Consider the following 16160-nt stretch of genomic DNA (forward strand, 5'->3'; position numbering starts at 1 on the left):
CAGCAGCTCAGGATTTGGAAAGGATGCTGCGGGCGGTTTCGAGATCGGGCGGCGTGTCGACGCCGCGGGGCACGCTGTCGACGACGATGATGTCGATGCGCATGCCGGCTTCCACCGCCCGGAGCTGCTCCAGATTCTCCTGAATTTCCAGGGGAGAGCGTGGCAGCGAGACGTAGCGCTCCAGCGCCGCGCGGCGGTACGCATAGAGGCCGATATGATGGTAACGCGGTCCGTCGCCGTAAGGGGCGGTGGCGCGGGTGAAATAAAGTGCCCGCATCCGCCGCGGCCCGATCGGCGAGCCGATGGCCTTCACGACGCTCGGGGCGAGGTCTTCTTCCTCGGTGTGGATCTGCGAGGCCAGCGTCACGATATCGACCCCCGGATCGTCAAACGGCGGCAGCACCTCGCGGATGGTCTGTGGCGTGATGGTCGGGAAATCGCCCTGCAGATTGATCACGATCTCGGCCTTGCCGTCGGGATCGAGCTTCTGCATCGCCTCGTGAATGCGGTCGGAGCCGGAGGGGTGCGTAGGGCTGGTCATCACGGCCTCGCCGCCATGGGCGGTCACCACCGAGGCGATCTCATCGGTATCGGTTGCGACCGCGACCCGGCCGATGCCGGCGGCCTCGGCTCGCCGCATCACATGCACGATCATCGGCAGGCCCGCGATGTCGGCGAGCGGCTTGCCGGGCAGGCGGGTGGCGGCCATGCGGGCCGGGATCAGCACCAGGATGCGGGGATCGGTCATGATTGAAGGGCAGTCTTGGGTTGAAGATCTCGGGTTCAAGGGCCTGGAAACGGGAGGTTTTCCGCGTCGAGAAATGGGGTGAGGACGGGTTCGAAGCCGGCTCGCTTATACGGGTTGCCAGACCCCGGGCAAACCGATATCTCAATGGCAAAACTCGGGGAAACAACAAGGAACGTTTTGATTCTCCCGAGGCTCGTCCTGGCGGCCGCTTGGGCCGCTGTTTCCTTCTTGCGGTGTGGGGCCTGGCCGGAAATGGACTCTTTCGAACTGAACAAGATTCTCGGTGCCGTGCTCGGTACCTGTCTCATCCTGCTGGTGACGAGTTTCACCGCGAGTGCGCTGTTCGCGCCCAAGATGCCGGAAAAGCCGGGCTTCGAGATCGCCGTCAAGGAAGACGCCGGCCACGGCGGCAAGGAAGGCGGCGCTGCCGCCGCATCCGAGCCGATCGAAAAGCTGCTCCAGACCGCGTCGGTAGAGAAGGGCGCTGCCGCCGCCAAGAAGTGCGGCGCCTGCCACACCTTCGAGAAGGGCGGCCCGAATCGGGTCGGTCCGAACCTCTATGGCGTCGTCGGCGAAGCCCGGGGCGAAGGCCGCAATGGCTTCAACTTCTCGGCCGCGATGAAGGCCAAGGGCGGCACCTGGACCTTCGACGACCTCAACAAGTTCATTGCCAGCCCGAAGGGCTTCATCCCGGGCACCGCGATGGGCTTCGCCGGCATTCCGAAGGACTCCGAGCGCGCCGACGTCATTGCCTATCTGAATTCGCTGTCAGAGCATCCGCAGCCGATCCCGACGGCGTCGAAGTAACGGCGTCAAAAACCTCTTCCGGAACATGCGGCCAGGCTGAAAAGCCTGGCCGTTTCCGTATCCGGACCTCGCAGTGACGTTATCGGGGCGTTTGGCCGCAGCGGATCGGCCTGCCGGGCTTCCAACATGAGGAAAAAGCAACATATTCCGTCGAAACCTCGCCTATATTGGGACCTTAAAGGGGTAACCTCCTTCAAGACAGGGATGTTGATTTGGCCATTACCCGACGCGAACTCCTGCTCACCGGCACTGCTGCCGCAGCGCTCCCCGCCCTTGGCTCTGCGGCGGGCCTTCCCGTCGTTTCCGCGGCCCGGGCGCAGTCGGCGGCCGAGTTGCCCTGGCGGCATGCTTTGTCGCTGTTCGGCGACATCAAGTATCCCGCCGATTTCAAGCGCTTCGATTACGTCAATCCGGACGCGCCCAAGACCGGCGTCGCGCGCCTGATCTCGATCGGCACCTTCGACAATTTCAACATCGCGATCTCCGGCGTCAAAGGTAACATCGCGCCGGCTGCGGGCATGATCTACGAAACGCTGATGACCCGGGCGCTGGACGAGGTGGCGACCGAATATGGCGAGCTCGCCGAATCCGCGCAGCATCCGGATGATTTTTCCTGGGTCACCTATCGCCTGCGGAAGGAAGCGCGCTGGCACGACGGCAAGCCGGTGACGCCCGAGGACGTCATCTTCTCGCTGGAGACGCTCAAGCAACAGAGCCCGATGTACGCGTCCTACTACCGCCATGTGACGAAGGCGGAGAAGGTCGGCGAGCGCGACGTCAAGTTCAGCTTCGACGGGCCGGGCAACCGGGAATTGCCGACCATTGTCGGCGAATTGACCGTGCTGCCCAAGCATTGGTGGGAAGGCACCGATGCGCAGGGCCGCAAGCGCGATGTCGGCGCGACCACGCTGGAGATTCCGCTCGGTTCCGGTCCGTACAGGATCAGGGAATTCGTGGCGGGGCGTTCGATCAAGCTCGAGCGCGTGAAGGATCATTGGGGCGCCAACCTTCCAAGCCAGATCGGCCAGAACAATTTCGACGAACTGCGCTTCGAGTTTTTCCGGGACAACCAAGTCGCGCTGGAGGCGTTCAAGGCGGATCAGGCCGACTGGATCGCGGAAAACTCCGCCAAGCAGTGGGCGACGGCTTATGACTTCCCGGCGGTCGCCGAGAAGCGGGTAATCAAGGAAGAATTTCCGATCAACGATTCCGGCCGCATGCAGGCCTTCGTGGTCAACAACAGACGTCCCCAGTTCAAGGACGCGCGGGTGCGGCGCGCCTTCAACTATGCGTTCGACTTCGAAGAGATGAACAAGCAGCTCTTCTTCAGTCAGTACAAGCGCATCAACAGCTATTTCGAGGGGACCGAGCTTGCCGCGACCGGTCTGCCGCAGGGCGAAGAGCTGCAGATTCTCGAGACCGTGAAGGACAAGGTGCCGCCGGAAGTCTTCACCACGTCGTACCAGAATCCGGTCGGCGGCAGCCCGGAAGCCGTGCGCGCCAATCTGCGTGAAGCGGCCAAGCTGCTGAAGGAGGCCGGCTTCGAGGTGCGCGACCACAAGCTGGTCGACGCCTCGGGCAAGGTCTTGACGGTCGAGATCCTGGTGCAGGATCCGTCGTCCGAGCGCATCGCGCTGTTCTACAAGCCCTCGCTGGAGCGGATCGGCGTCAACACGTCGGTCCGCGTGGTCGACGACGCGCAGTACCAGAACCGGCTGCGCAGCTTCGACTTCGACATGATCATCGATCAATGGGGCGAGTCGCTCTCGCCCGGCAACGAGCAGCGCGAATATTGGAGCTCGCAGACGGCCGACGTGCCGGGGGCGCGCAACACCATCGGCATCAAGAACCCCGCCGTGGATGCCCTGATCGACAAGGTGATCTTCGCCAAGGACCGCGCCGGCCTCGTCGCCGCGACGCGTGCCCTCGATCGCGTGCTGCTGTGGAATTTCTACGTGGTGCCGCAGTTCACCTATTCGTTCGCGCGCTATGCCCGCTGGGACCGCTTCAGCCATGCCGAGCCGCTGCCGAAATACGGCCGGTCGGGCCTGCCGACGCTGTGGTGGTACGACGCGGAGAAAGCGGCGCGAATCGGAAAACGCTCTTGAGGAAGCAATTGCGCATGGCGCAGCTTTCACGCCGGCATGTGCTGGCTTTAGGTGTCGGCGGTGCGCTGAGCGCCGCCGCATGGCGTGGCGCGGCGGCGTCGGAGATGCCCGCCGAGGCCCACGGCATCTCGGCGTTCGGCGATCTCAAATATCCCGCGAACTTCCCCCATTTCGACTACGTCAATCTGGATGCGCCCAAGGGCGGCACGTTCTCGCTGATCCCGTCGGTACGCGCCTACAACCAGTCGTACCAGACCTTCAACTCGCTGAACGCCTACATCCTGAAGGGGGACGGCGCGCAGGGCATGGACATGACGTTCGTGCCGCTGATGGTGCGCGCCAATGACGAGCCGGATGCGATGTACGGGCTTGCCGCCAAATCCGTGCAGATATCGCCCGACAGACTGGTCTATCGATTCACCATGCGGCCGGAGGCGAAATTCCACGACGGCAGCAAGCTTACTGCGCACGACGCGGCGTTCTCTCTGACGTCGCTGAAGACCAAGGGGCATCCGCTGATCATCGTGCAGATGCGCGACATGGTCAGTGCGGAAGCGCTCGACGATGCGACACTGGTCGTCACCTTCGCCAAGGGGCGGGCGCGCGACGTGCCGCTCTATGTCGCCGGCCTGCCGATCTTCTCGAAAGCGTATTACGCCACACGGGCCTTCGACGAATCGACGCTGGACACGCCGCTCGGCTCGGGCCCGTACAAGGTCGGGAAGTTCGAGGTCAACCGCTACATCGAGTTCGAGCGGGTGAAGGATTGGTGGGCGGCCGATCTGCCGCCGTGCCGCGGCAGCTACAATTTCGACATCGTGCGCTACGAGTTCTATCGCGACCGCGACGTCGCCTTCGAAGGCTTTACCGGCAAGAACTATCTCTACCGCGAGGAGTTCACCTCCCGCCTCTGGGCGACGCGTTATGATTTTTCGGCCGTGAAGGACGGCCGGGTGAAAATGGAGGTCGTGCCCGACGATACGCCGTCCGGCGCGCAAGGCTGGTTCATCAATACAAGGCGCGAAAAATTCAGGGATCCTCGCGTTCGCGAAGCCTTGACCAACGCCTTCGATTTCGAGTGGACCAACAAGACCATCATGTACGGTGCCTATGCCCGCACCGTATCGCCGTTCCAGAATTCGGACCTCATGGCGAGCGATGGTCCGCCATCGCACGAAGAGCTGAAGCTGCTCGAGCCGTTCCGCGGCCAGGTGCCCGACGATGTGTTCGCCGCGCCATTCTCGCCGCCGGTCTCGGATGGTTCCGGACAGGACCGCGGCCTGTTGCGCAAGGCGCAGCAATTGTTGACCGAGGCCGGCGTTCCCATCAAGGACGGCAAGCGGGTGCTGCCGAACGGCGAGCCATTCAAGATCGAGTTCCTGCTGGATGAGCCTTCGTTCCAGCCGCACCATGCGCCCTATATCAAGAATCTCGGGACGCTCGGCATCGAGGCGAGCGTGCGTCTCGTCGATGCGGTGCAATTCAAGGCGCGTCAGGAAGATTTCGACTTCGACATGACGATCCAGCGCTTCAGCATGTCGGCGACGCCGGGCGATGCGATGCGCGCGTTCTTCTCCTCGCAGGTCGCGGCCACCAAGGGCTCGTACAATCTGGCGGGCGTCGCCAGCCCGGCGATCGATGCGATGATCGAGAAGATCATGGCCGCCGACAGCCGCGAGGAATTGACCATCGCCTGCCGCGCCTTCGACCGCCTGTTCCGCGCCGGCCGCTATTGGGTGCCGCAATGGTACAACAAGACGCACCGGCTGGCTTATTGGGACCAGTTCGGTCATCCGCAGAAGCTGCCCCGTTACGCCAACGGCGTCGGCGCTCCCGACATCTGGTGGCACGACGGCACCAAGGCGGCCAAGCTCGAGCAGGCGAAATAGTCATGAGCGCCTATATCGCCCGCCGCATCCTCCTGATGATCCCGACCTTGCTCGGGATCCTCTTCGTGTCCTTTGTCGTGGTGCAGTTTGCGCCGGGCGGGCCAGTCGAGCGCGTGATCGCGCAGCTCTCGGGCGCCGATACCGGCGGCAGCTCCCGCATTTCGGGTGGTGGCGATTTTGCGCAGCGCGCGCCGGGGCAGGTCGGCGCCGGCGGCGACGCGATCAGCTCGAAATATCGCGGCGCGCAGGGGCTCGACCCTGACTTCATCAAGAAGCTGGAGGCGCAGTTCGGCTTCGACAAGCCGGCGCCGGAACGCTTCGCACTGATGGTGTGGAATTTCGCCCGCTTCGATTTCGGCAAGAGCTATTTCCGCGACGTCAGCGTGATCCAACTGATCAAGGAGAAGTTGCCGGTCTCGATCTCGCTCGGCATCTGGCTGACGCTGATCACCTACCTGATCTCGATCCCGCTCGGCATCCGCAAGGCAGTCAAGGACGGCACGCGCTTCGACACCTGGACCTCGGCGGTGATCATCATCGGCTTTGCGATCCCGGGCTTCCTGTTCGCGATCCTCCTGATCATCCTGTTCGCCGGCGGCTCCTTCCTGAACCTGTTCCCACTGCGCGGCCTGACCTCCGACGGCTGGTCGCAGTTTCCCTGGTACTGGAAGATCATCGACTATTTCTGGCACCTGACCCTGCCGCTGCTCTCGATGGGCCTCAGCGCCTTCGCGACCATGACGCTGCTGACCAAGAACTCGTTCCTGGACGAGATCCGCAAGCAATATGTCATGACGGCGCGCGCCAAGGGCTGCAGTGAAAGCCAGGTGCTCTACGGTCACATCTTCCGCAATGCCATGCTGATCGTGATCGCGGGCTTCCCGGGCGCCTTCATCCACGCCTTCTTCTCCGGCTCGCTGCTGATCGAGACGATCTTCTCGCTCGACGGGCTCGGGCTGCTCAGTTTCGAGAGCGTGCTCAACCGTGACTATCCCGTCGTGTTCGGCACGCTCTACATCTTTTCGCTGGTCGGCCTCGTGGTCAATCTGATCTCCGATCTGACCTATATGTGGATCGACCCGCGGATCGACTTCGAGGCGAGGGAGGTCTGATGACGCTGACCGCCCCGACCCCGATCGAGACCACAACGACGTCGCCGCTCGGCGAAGCCGTACCGGCCACGCGCAAGCCGTTCGCGCCGTCGCCGCTCAACCGGCGGCGCTGGGAAAATTTCAAGGCGAACCGGCGCGGCTACTGGTCGTTCTGGATCTTCATGGTCCTGTTCGTGGTGTCGCTGTTCGCCGAGCTGATCGCCAACGACCGGCCGTTCCTGATCAAATATGACGGCCATCTCTACTGGCCGGCCTTCGTCACCTATTCGGAGACGACGTTCGGCGGCGACTTCGAGACCGCGGCCGACTATCGCGATCCCTATTTGCAGAAGCTGATCAAGGACAAGGGCGGCAGCATCGTCTGGCCGCTGATCCGCTACTCCTACGACACCCACAATCTCGATTTGCCGACGCCCGCGCCGTCGCCGCCGACCTGGATGCTGACGGAGGCGCAGTGCAAGCCGGTGGTCGAGAAGAAGGGCCTGAAAAGCTGCCGCGACCTCGAATACAATTGGCTCGGCACCGACGATCAGGGCCGCGACGTGGTGGCGCGGCTGATCTACGGGTTCCGGATCTCGGTGCTGTTCGGCCTCTGCCTCACCATCGTCTCCTCGATCGTGGGCATCGCCGCCGGCGGCATCCAGGGTTATTTCGGTGGCTGGATCGATCTCACTTTCCAGCGCTTCATCGAGATCTGGACCGCGATTCCCTCGCTCTATCTGCTGCTGATCCTGTCGTCGGTGCTGGTGCCGGGCTTCTTCGTGCTGCTCGGAATCCTGCTGCTGTTCTCGTGGGTGTCGCTGGTCGGCCTCGTGCGCGCCGAATTCCTGCGCGGGCGCAATTTCGAATATATCCAGGCCGCGCGGGCGCTCGGCGTGTCGAACAAGGTGATCATGTTCCGGCATCTGCTGCCGAATGCGATGGTCGCGACCATGACGTTCCTGCCGTTCATCGTCTCCTCTTCGGTGATGACGCTGACCGCGCTGGACTTCCTCGGCTTCGGCCTGCCGCCCGGCTCGCCCTCGCTCGGCGAGCTGCTGTCGCAGGGCAAGTCCAACGTGCAGGCGCCGTGGCTCGGCTTCACCGGCTTCTTCTCGGTGGCGATCATGCTCTCGCTGCTGATTTTCGTCGGCGAGGCCGTGCGTGACGCCTTCGACCCGCGCAAGACGTTCAAGTGAGGGCGTGATGGACGCGATCAACCAGCCCCTGCTCAGCGTGCGCGATCTCTCGGTGGCCTTCCACCAGGGCGGTGCAACCACGCTCGCGGTCGACAAGGTCTCGTTCCAGATCAAGCGCGGCGAATGCGTCGCGCTGGTCGGCGAATCCGGTTCCGGCAAATCGGTCAGTGCGCTCTCGATCCTGAAGCTCTTGCCTTATCCGAATGCCTCGCATCCCTCGGGCAGCATCCGCTTCAAGGGGCAGGAGCTGATCGACCAGAGCGAGCAGCAGATGCGGGAGATTCGCGGCAGCGACATCTCCATCATCTTCCAGGAGCCGATGACCTCGCTCAACCCGCTGCACACGATCGAGGCGCAGATCGGCGAAATCATCCAGCTGCACAATCCGACCAGCCATGCGCAGGCGCGCAAGCGCACGCTGGAGCTGCTGACCCAGGTCGGCATTCCCGAGCCCGAGACGCGGCTGAAGAGCTATCCGCACCAGCTTTCCGGCGGCCAGCGCCAGCGCGTGATGATCGCGATGGCGCTCGCCAACGAGCCTGATCTGCTGATCGCGGACGAGCCGACCACGGCGCTCGACGTCACCGTGCAGGCGCAGATCCTGGCGCTGCTCGCCGAGATCCGCGCCCGGCTCGGCATGAGCCTGCTCTTCATCACCCACGATCTCGGCATCGTGCGCCGCATCGCCGACACCGTCTGCGTCATGAAGGGCGGCGTGATCGTCGAGCAGGGGCCGGTCGAGCAGGTCTTCAAGGCTCCGAAGCATCCCTATACGCGCGATTTGCTGGCCGCGGAGCCTAAGCCCGATCCGGCGCCGCCGCAGCCGGATGCGCCGGTGGTGATGTCGGCGGACGATCTCAAGGTCTGGTTTCCGATCAAGCGCGGCCTGATGCGCAAGACGGTCGGGCACATCAAGGCGGTCGACGGCGTCAGCGTCGCCGTGCGCAAGGGCGAGACGCTCGGCGTCGTCGGCGAATCCGGCTCGGGAAAGACCACGCTCGGGCTGGCCCTGCTGCGCCTGATCTCCTCGAACGGGCGCATCGTATTCTTAGGAAAAGACATCCAGGGTCTGCGCTTCAAGGACATGCGGCCGTTCAGGCGCGACATGCAGATCGTGTTCCAGGATCCGTTCGGCTCGCTCAGCCCGCGCATGTCGGTCGCCGACATCATCGCCGAGGGCCTGTCCGTGCATCAGCCGAAGCTGTCGCGCGAGGAGCGCGAGGCGCGCGTCGTCAAGGCGCTCGAGGATGTCGGACTGAAGCCGGACACCCGCTACCGCTATCCGCACGAATTCTCCGGCGGCCAGCGCCAGCGCATCTCGATCGCGCGCGCGGTGGTGCTGGAGCCGGATTTCGTCGTGTTGGACGAGCCAACCAGCGCGCTCGACATGCTGTTCCAGGCGCAGATGGTGGATCTGTTGCGCGAGCTTCAGCGCAAGCGCGACCTCACCTACATGTTCATCTCGCACGATTTGCGCGTCGTCGCCTCGCTCGCCAGCCATCTCATCGTGATGCGTAACGGTAAGGTGGTCGAGGAAGGCCAGGCCGCCGAGCTGTTCAAGAGTCCGAAGACCGACTACACGCGCGCGCTGTTCGCGGCGGCGTTCCGGCTGGAGACGGCCGGGAATGGGTCGGTAGCGACGTAGGTTCTGCTGGTTGCGTTGGATCGCTCGCGGGCAAGAGCTAGTTGAACGCAAACCAGGCCTTGGCAACGAATGTCGCGCCGCACCAGTTCGAGACGAGGCCCTCTGGGTTGGTGACAGGATTCATGCGGCCGCCCGGCTGCGCATTTGGATCGCCCGTAAAGACGAAGCAGTTTTCCTTCGACAGATTGGTATCGTAATAGCGCAGATCGAGGTTGAACGCCTTGTGGGTGAAGGTCACGCCCGCCTGCCAGTTGAGATAGGCTGGTAACGGGAAGCCACCGAGTTGCGCGGCCTGATTGCCGAACCAGGAATAGCCGGCAGCAGCCGTGAAGGATACGGCCAGGTTTTGCGGCAGCAGCCGTCCGGGGACATCATAGCCGATACCGGCCGCAGCGTATTGGCTCCACGCACCGGTGTTCGAGACGTTCGGAGAATAGGCGTAGCCGGCCGCGATGCGAATCTGCTCGCCGATCTGACGATCGCCGCGGATCACCGCCTCCCAATAGTTGATGCCGTTGGTTTCGCCGGGAAGCCTTTCGCCGGGATAGGCGAAATAAGTGATGCCGAGATCGAAATCGGTGTTTGCGATCTTCGGACGGATCCCGCCGGCGAAGGTGAGCTCGGCCGCCGGCTGGGTCGGCAGCCTGACGGTGGCCGCTGTCGTTCCAGCATAGAGCGCGCCGAATCGCGCCTCGAAGGCCGCACCGACCGCCGGCCCATGATCGGACAGTGTGGTCCCGCGATAGATGTAGTCGGATGCAGCGCCCGCGCGGGCACTGAATTCGAGCTCGGTCGTCGAGGATTCACGGTTGGTGTCGGCGGCCGACCATCCGCGATTGCCAAGACCGATCGCGCCGCCTGAGCTTGGGGGACTGGTCTGCGCCAAAGCCCCGGTCATGGATGCAAGCCACAGCCCGGCCAGCGCGGTGCATGAGGCATCGCGTAACCGCCGAACCGATGCTCCGCCCCATGGCTTCACTGTCGCTATCCTCCGAGAACCACCGCGACGCCGACCAACGCACCACCAAGGGCCACCATTGCAAGACCTGCCGCCCAGGGCCGCAAGCCGCTTTGAATTCCGAACACGTAACCGCAGCAGAACAGCATCAAGATGGCGACGGCGTAGGAGACGCGCAGTGCCATTCTGGCGTCGCTCAGGAAGATAAACGGAATGACCACCGGGAAGGTCGCAAGGAAGCTCAGCAGGCAAAGGCCCACCGCCCCGGTCCAATCGCGCCTGGTCAAGCTGACGCGGCGGGACGGCACCGGCAATTGCTGCAATTTCTGCCGCATTGCTTCCAAATGCTGCGCCGGCAGAAGCGCCGCCAATTCCGGTGGCAGGGCGTCGGCGATCACGCGACGCGCGGTCTCGGAATCCGGCGCCTGCCGCACCGCGTCGAGAATTCGAACCTTGCCGCCGCGGCTGTTGATCTGACCCAGCAGATAAAGACCGCCATCGACGATGCCCCAGGCAAGGTTGCAGCCGAGAGCGCCGATCAGCATGGTCTGAAGATTGATGTTGGATCCCGTCGCGATGCCGAGCGAGCAGATGAAGGTGAGAGCCATGATCAGGCCGAACAGGGTCTCCGAGATCCGCTCCATCGGATCCAGCACACCACCGAACGAAAAATCCGAAGCTTCCGGCATCCTGTTCACAAGCCCCATGACCTGATGGTGCTGGATAAAACGGTCTGCATGTTCATCGGCAGACCAGCACGGGGATTTTCGCGTAGGTCAGCACCTTGTTTGTCACACTGCCGATGAGAAGCGTCGAAAGCCCGCTGCGGCCATGCCATGACATCACGATGAGATCGCAGCCCTTGTCCTCGGCGGCTGCGACGATGGCCTGGTCGGGCTGGCCGTGCTCCACCTGGATTGTCTCGCAGGTTACGCCGGCCTCCCGGGCCGCCATCTCTGCGTGATCCAGCACGCTCGCAAAATCGCCGGTCACAGCAAGCAGCGGTTCCACAACATAGATGAGAGATACCTTCGCGCCCTCGGATTTGGCCAAGGCCAATCCGTGCGCCACCCCGCGCTGCGCCAGCTCGGAGCCATCTGTTGGAATGAGAATATGCCGATACATGCCCCACCTTCCGATCGCCCGGACGTATCGCCGGCTTGCGAAGGTTAAGCTGGGTCCGCATTTCGGGCGGAGCTTGAGATAGATCAATCCAACGGCCGCCGGGACGCGGAATCGGCAACTTGGCGTGCGCCTAAAGCCGCTTGATCGCGACGATTTCGCTGCCGGCCGCCTTGATCCGCGCGATGGCGGGCTCGATCGGCTCGGTCACCGTCGCCATGTGATACGCGTTGGCGTGAACCATGGTGACGGCGTCGCTGATGATCGCGACATGGCCCTTCCAGAAGATCAGATCGCCACGTTGCAGTTTGCTCCGCTCGTGCGGCTCCAGGGCGCGTCCGAGCCCGGCCAATTGCATGTCGCTGTCGCGCGGACAGCCGATGCCGGCCGCAGTCAGCGAAACCTGCACCAGGCCCGAGCAGTCGATGCCGAGGCTGCTCTTGCCGCCCCAGAGATAGGGCGTGCCGACGAAACGCTCGGCGACGGCCACGAAATCCGGCTCGCGATGATCGAGCGCGGCGAGATGCGACTTCGGCAGGAACGTTCCGTCGCGCGCCACGGCGAAGCTGCCGTCCTCGCGCGCCACGGTAATCTTCGATCCCAGCACCAGCGTGTCGGCCGGCGGCAGCTTGATCGAGGGACCGGGGAAAGCCAGCGTTCGCAGCGCGCTTACCTTGTGCGTCGGGGTTGCCACCGGCTTTGTCAGTGCCGCATCCGGTAGCCAGCCGACATAGCCGTCGCCGCTGAGCTGGCCCCAGGCCCAGCCTTCGCCGTTGCGGTCGTAGACGGTGACGCGCTCGCCGCGCAGCGCTTCGGTCATCAGCATCGCGCCCGACGACGGCTGCTCGCGCACCGGCGCGATCGGCGCGGTCACCTCGAACTCTTCGCCGGTGACGAAGCGATCCGCCTGCACCTTGCCTTCGAGGTACTTTGCGGCGAGGTCGCCTCGTGCCGGTGTCAATCGCGGATCATGCATAGCGCTCGCTCAGCATCTTGTAGATGGCGCGTGCCGCCTGGCATTCGCCGCCTTCGGGACGCGCCGGCTTCGCCGACGGTGTCCAACCGTAGATGTCGACGTGCAGCCAGCTCTTGGCGTGCTCGACGAAGCGCTGCAGGAACAGCGCGCAGGTGATCGAGCCGGCAAAGCCGCCGGAGGGCGCGTTGGTGATGGTGGCGGTCTTGGAATCCAGCCACGCATCGTAGGGCGGCCATAGCGGCATGCGCCACAACGGATCGTTCTCCTTCACCGCGCACCGCGCGACGTCGGCGGCCAGCGTCTCATCATTGGTGTAAAAGGGCGGCAAATCCGGGCCCAGCGCGACGCGGGCCGCGCCGGTCAGCGTGCCCAAGTCAATCAGCAGGTCGGGCTTCTCCTCGTCGGCCAGCGCCAGCGCGTCGGCGAGCACGAGGCGGCCTTCCGCGTCGGTGTTGCCGATCTCCACCGTGATGCCCTTGCGCGAGGTGAAAATGTCGAGCGGGCGGAAGGCATTGCCGGCAACCGCGTTCTCCACGGCGGGAATCAGCACGCGCAGCCGGACCTTCAGCTTGGCATCCATCACCATGCGCGCGAGCGCCAGCACGTTGGCGGCGCCGCCCATGTCCTTCTTCATGATCAGCATGCCGCTCGAGGGTTTCAGATCGAGCCCGCCGGTGTCGAAGCAGACGCCCTTGCCGACCAGCGTCACCTTGGGATGGTCGGGGTCGCCCCAGCCGATGTCGATCAGCCGCGGGGCGCGGCTGGAGGCCATGCCGACGGCGTGGATCAGCGGAAAGTTCTTTTCCAGATCCTCGCCGATGGTGCAGGCGAAGCTCGCGCCGAATTCGGAGGCCAGTGACTGCGCCGCCGCGGCCAGCTCCGCCGGACCCATGTCGTTGGATGGCGTGTTGATGAGGTCGCGCGCCAGCATCGCAGCATCCGCAATGCGATCGATTTCGGCGGCGTCAATGCCATCCGGCGGCACCAGGCGGACATCGGGGCGATCGGCCTTGCGGTAGCGGGCGAAGCGGTAGCAACCCAATACAAAAGCCAGCGCCGCCAGTCGCGCATCGTGCGGCGTATTGACAAAACGATAGGTGCCCGGCGGCAGCAGGCCGGGCAGGGCGCCTGGCCGGAACAGGTCGCGCGATTTTGCACCCTCGTCATCAAGGCCGAACAGCACCTGCGCGATCGTGCCGTCGGGCGCCGGCAGCGCCAGGTAGCCGCCGGGCTTGCCGGCAAAAGCGCTCGCTTTGGCGAACTGGCGTTGCGCCGGCGGCAGCGTCTCGGCGATTTGATCCCAGCTCGACTTGGTGACGAAAGTGATCGGGATGGCGGTCGGCGACGTCTCGAAGACAGAAGGCATTGGCGGGTCCGGGTCGTCAGTTCAAGCTGATGAGCGAATGGAGCAGACTTCGCAGAGTTTTGCCGTGGCCGCAATCCGCTTTGCCGTCACCGTTCGGCGAGCCGCTACTCGTGGCCGGGGCGCCATGCTAGGTTCCGAAAAACGGCCGCCGGACGTGGAGAAGCGCGGGTGGCCGAAGCAAATCCTGCCGGGAGGACAGCAATGGAGTTCGTGTGGAGCGTGGTCACGTTCATCGGCCAGGCCGTCGAGGCGATCTTTGGTTATGTCGAGCATCATCACTGGATCTTCGCGTTCCTGGCCGGCGGCTACGTCTTCTACCTCCACGATCGCTCTGTTCACGCGCGCTTCGATGCGCTCGACAAGCGCATCGACGAAATCCGCAAGCGGATGGCCATCGAATATTGATCGGGCGAAGCGAAACCTCGGGCGGCCGGATTCCGTAGCTCCCCACGCCGAGAACTGCCGTTCACGTCCGCGCGGCCGCAGGGCTTTACTAGCGCTGCGGTTGTGGCATGATCGACGGGTATTTTAAATTGTTCCGTGCGGCGTCGCACGCGTCGCGTGTGGAAGCGCAGCGGCACACGATTGATACTTGCCCGGAGTCATCCTTGCCCGGGCCGAGACCGGCTTGAAGCTTCTCGTCGACGGCATTTCTCTCATCGTTTGGGCGGCGCAGCATTCGCAATGAGCGGCGCAACATGGATAGATCGTTCGTTATTGCGCAGATCTCCGACCTGCATCTGGACGGGTCAGGGCGGCTGCTTGCGACGATCGAGGCCCTCGGCGCTGCGCTGCGCGAGAGAATGGCGGGCCTCGCTGACATTCCCGATCGCATCCTGCTGATCACAGGCGATCTCGTCGACGATCCGACGCCGCGTGCGCTCGACGAGGCGCTCGCTGTCATCGCATCGTTCCGGCAGACAGGGCTATTCACCGACATCCAGGCGATAGCCGGCAATCACGACGTCAAGCGGACGAGCCAGCGCGCCGGACGACACGACGTCTATGATTACCTGCATCTGCCGCGGACCTCGAAGAGCATCTATTACCGCCAGGCCGGTCTCGATCTGGTGCTGCTGGATTCCAATCGCGCCAGCCTCACGACGCTTGCGCGCGGCAATATCGACGAGACCACCTACCATGCGATGGTCGCGGACTCCGCCCGGCTGAGTATCGAGCTCGCCGGCAGCATGGGGTCCGCGGGGCGCGCCGACTATGCAGAGCCTGGGGAAAACCTGGTGCGGGTGCTGGCGCTGCATCATCATCCGCTGCCGCAGGCAACCGGCGAGGGCAAACGGTTTCTCGGCGTGCCGGACGAGCCGCTGATGTATCTCGCCGCGCCTGCGACCTTTCTCGAAGCTGCGACCTCGCTCAACGTCGATCTGGTCCTGCACGGTCACCGGCATGTCGAGGGGCTGACCCGCTATTCGATTCCCGATCCGCGTGCGACGCGGAGCGCGGGCGATGAAACATTCTGGCGCACGATCTACGTGCTGTCCTGTCCGTCGTCGACGGGGCAGGCCGGCGACGACGCCGGCTTCAACATCATCCGTTTCGGGCCGATGTCCGCGGGCCACGATGTCGAATACGGGTTTGCGATCGCGCGCTATTCGCGGCCACGCAATAATGGTGGCTTCCACCTGCTCGACTCCAACCTGCCTGATGGCGTCATCCGGCTGCCGGCAGGGCGGGATTACGCCCGCGACCCAGCCGTCCAGGTGGCCATCGAGATCGCGTCGTTCGCGACACTCAAGCGGGATCAGGTTGCGGGGCTGGTTCGCCGGCTGCTGATGCGCCGCGCCTTCTATGCTGATGGCGGGGCGGATTGGACCAGCGCACTCTATGTCTATCTCGTCACCTCGCAGGCCCTCGCCGATCTCCAAGGCAAGCTCGGAAGGTCCGGCCGCAAGCATGACGTTGAGGCGCTCGCCGCGACGGCCGGGCTGCTGCGCCGGTTGATCGCGCACTCTGCCGGTGCGCTCGGCATTGATCCATTTCAGTTCGACGAGCTCGTCGCGAGGCGTCTGGTCAGCCGCGAGGACGTCAGGCGCGAATGGCCCGCGGAGCCGTGCGCCGGCACCGATCTCAACGCGCAGAGAGGGCTGTTTCTGCGGGACCTGAACGAGCAGGTGAAGGCGCTCGGCCTCGATCTCGGCCTCGGCGGGGAGGCGCCGCCGCAGACGCCGCCGTGAGGGCGCGTCGTTAACCGGCCATTAGGGTTAACAGTCTATTGCTGACGCGTTCGGCTCGA

Annotated in this window: 14 protein-coding genes; 8 read left to right on the plus strand and 6 right to left on the minus strand. The window is 64.2% G+C overall.

Going from position 1 to position 16160, the window contains the following annotated elements:
* Window positions 1–7: 7 nt before the first annotated feature.
* On the minus strand, window positions 8–748 hold the full coding sequence (locus tag VGR99_RS20755; RefSeq protein WP_326900894.1) for a 3-deoxy-manno-octulosonate cytidylyltransferase: 741 nt from the start codon (window positions 746–748) through the stop codon (window positions 8–10).
* Between the two features lie 252 nt (window positions 749–1000).
* Between VGR99_RS20755 and VGR99_RS20760 the strand changes: the two genes are divergently transcribed.
* The 6 genes from VGR99_RS20760 to VGR99_RS20785 all read left to right on the plus strand — a co-directional run bounded on the left by VGR99_RS20760 (window position 1001) and on the right by VGR99_RS20785 (window position 9487).
* Window positions 1001–1555, plus strand: coding sequence for a c-type cytochrome (locus tag VGR99_RS20760; RefSeq protein ID WP_326900895.1), 555 nt, complete (start codon window positions 1001–1003; stop codon window positions 1553–1555).
* A gap of 212 nt (window positions 1556–1767) precedes the next feature.
* Window positions 1768–3663 carry an extracellular solute-binding protein gene (locus VGR99_RS20765; RefSeq protein WP_326900896.1) on the plus strand — a complete coding sequence of 632 codons (1896 nt, stop codon included), beginning with the start codon at window positions 1768–1770 and terminating at the stop codon, window positions 3661–3663.
* A 14-nt stretch (window positions 3664–3677) separates the two neighbouring features.
* Entirely contained in the window at window positions 3678–5552 is a 1875-nt protein-coding gene (locus tag VGR99_RS20770; protein WP_326900897.1) for an extracellular solute-binding protein, read from the plus strand.
* A gap of 2 nt (window positions 5553–5554) precedes the next feature.
* Entirely contained in the window at window positions 5555–6664 is a 1110-nt protein-coding gene (locus VGR99_RS20775) for a microcin C ABC transporter permease YejB (protein ID WP_326900899.1), read from the plus strand.
* The gene (locus VGR99_RS20780; protein WP_326900900.1) at window positions 6664–7842 is read left to right on the plus strand and encodes an ABC transporter permease; all 1179 of its coding nucleotides are present in this window, start codon (window positions 6664–6666) and stop codon (window positions 7840–7842) included. The genes VGR99_RS20775 and VGR99_RS20780 overlap by 1 nt, the downstream gene beginning before the upstream one ends.
* A gap of 7 nt (window positions 7843–7849) precedes the next feature.
* On the plus strand, window positions 7850–9487 hold the full coding sequence (locus tag VGR99_RS20785) for an ABC transporter ATP-binding protein (RefSeq protein ID WP_326900901.1): 1638 nt from the start codon (window positions 7850–7852) through the stop codon (window positions 9485–9487).
* Window positions 9488–9524: 37 nt separating this feature from the next.
* Here the strand turns inward: VGR99_RS20785 and VGR99_RS20790 are convergent, their stop codons facing one another.
* The 5 genes from VGR99_RS20790 to VGR99_RS20810 form a co-directional block, all read right to left on the minus strand.
* Window positions 9525–10385: a TorF family putative porin gene (locus VGR99_RS20790; RefSeq protein ID WP_326900902.1), complete on the minus strand. Its 861-nt coding sequence runs from the start codon at window positions 10383–10385 to the stop codon at window positions 9525–9527.
* Between the two features lie 86 nt (window positions 10386–10471).
* Window positions 10472–11134, minus strand: coding sequence for a VIT1/CCC1 transporter family protein (locus VGR99_RS20795; protein WP_326900903.1), 663 nt, complete (start codon window positions 11132–11134; stop codon window positions 10472–10474).
* A gap of 52 nt (window positions 11135–11186) precedes the next feature.
* The gene (locus tag VGR99_RS20800; RefSeq protein WP_326900905.1) at window positions 11187–11570 is read right to left on the minus strand and encodes a universal stress protein; all 384 of its coding nucleotides are present in this window, start codon (window positions 11568–11570) and stop codon (window positions 11187–11189) included.
* A 130-nt stretch (window positions 11571–11700) separates the two neighbouring features.
* Window positions 11701–12543: a C40 family peptidase gene (locus VGR99_RS20805; RefSeq protein ID WP_326900907.1), complete on the minus strand. Its 843-nt coding sequence runs from the start codon at window positions 12541–12543 to the stop codon at window positions 11701–11703.
* Window positions 12536–13909, minus strand: a complete 1374-nt coding sequence (locus VGR99_RS20810; RefSeq protein WP_326900908.1) for a leucyl aminopeptidase family protein — start codon at window positions 13907–13909, stop codon at window positions 12536–12538. The genes VGR99_RS20805 and VGR99_RS20810 overlap by 8 nt, the downstream gene beginning before the upstream one ends.
* A 201-nt stretch (window positions 13910–14110) precedes the next feature.
* Here VGR99_RS20810 and VGR99_RS20815 point away from each other — a divergent pair, with 201 nt between their 5' ends.
* Window positions 14111–14314 carry a hypothetical protein gene (locus VGR99_RS20815; RefSeq protein ID WP_092032077.1) on the plus strand — a complete coding sequence of 68 codons (204 nt, stop codon included), beginning with the start codon at window positions 14111–14113 and terminating at the stop codon, window positions 14312–14314.
* 293 nt (window positions 14315–14607) lie between these two features.
* The gene (locus VGR99_RS20820; RefSeq protein ID WP_326900910.1) at window positions 14608–16101 is read left to right on the plus strand and encodes a metallophosphoesterase; all 1494 of its coding nucleotides are present in this window, start codon (window positions 14608–14610) and stop codon (window positions 16099–16101) included.
* Window positions 16102–16160: the final 59 nt, after the last annotated feature.

Origin of the sequence: Bradyrhizobium sp. (assembly GCF_035935975.1) — a bacterium.
In the GTDB taxonomy this organism is placed as follows: domain Bacteria; phylum Pseudomonadota; class Alphaproteobacteria; order Rhizobiales; family Xanthobacteraceae; genus Bradyrhizobium.

What these genes read in the sequence shown, in the direction of transcription:
- VGR99_RS20800 (WP_326900905.1), bottom strand. Translation starts at nt 11,570, where the DNA reads ATGTATCGGCATATTCTCATTCCAACAGATGGCTCCGAGCTGGCGCAG.
- VGR99_RS20785 (WP_326900901.1), top strand. Translation starts at nt 7,850, where the DNA reads ATGGACGCGATCAACCAGCCCCTGCTCAGCGTGCGCGATCTCTCGGTG.
- VGR99_RS20805 (WP_326900907.1), bottom strand. Translation starts at nt 12,543, where the DNA reads ATGCATGATCCGCGATTGACACCGGCACGAGGCGACCTCGCCGCAAAG.
- VGR99_RS20795 (WP_326900903.1), bottom strand. Translation starts at nt 11,134, where the DNA reads ATGCCGGAAGCTTCGGATTTTTCGTTCGGTGGTGTGCTGGATCCGATG.
- VGR99_RS20760 (WP_326900895.1), top strand. Translation starts at nt 1,001, where the DNA reads ATGGACTCTTTCGAACTGAACAAGATTCTCGGTGCCGTGCTCGGTACC.
- VGR99_RS20770 (WP_326900897.1), top strand. Translation starts at nt 3,678, where the DNA reads ATGGCGCAGCTTTCACGCCGGCATGTGCTGGCTTTAGGTGTCGGCGGT.
- VGR99_RS20820 (WP_326900910.1), top strand. Translation starts at nt 14,608, where the DNA reads ATGGATAGATCGTTCGTTATTGCGCAGATCTCCGACCTGCATCTGGAC.
- VGR99_RS20780 (WP_326900900.1), top strand. Translation starts at nt 6,664, where the DNA reads ATGACGCTGACCGCCCCGACCCCGATCGAGACCACAACGACGTCGCCG.
- VGR99_RS20790 (WP_326900902.1), bottom strand. Translation starts at nt 10,385, where the DNA reads ATGACCGGGGCTTTGGCGCAGACCAGTCCCCCAAGCTCAGGCGGCGCG.
- VGR99_RS20815 (WP_092032077.1), top strand. Translation starts at nt 14,111, where the DNA reads ATGGAGTTCGTGTGGAGCGTGGTCACGTTCATCGGCCAGGCCGTCGAG.
- VGR99_RS20755 (WP_326900894.1), bottom strand. Translation starts at nt 748, where the DNA reads ATGACCGATCCCCGCATCCTGGTGCTGATCCCGGCCCGCATGGCCGCC.
- VGR99_RS20810 (WP_326900908.1), bottom strand. Translation starts at nt 13,909, where the DNA reads ATGCCTTCTGTCTTCGAGACGTCGCCGACCGCCATCCCGATCACTTTC.
- VGR99_RS20775 (WP_326900899.1), top strand. Translation starts at nt 5,555, where the DNA reads ATGAGCGCCTATATCGCCCGCCGCATCCTCCTGATGATCCCGACCTTG.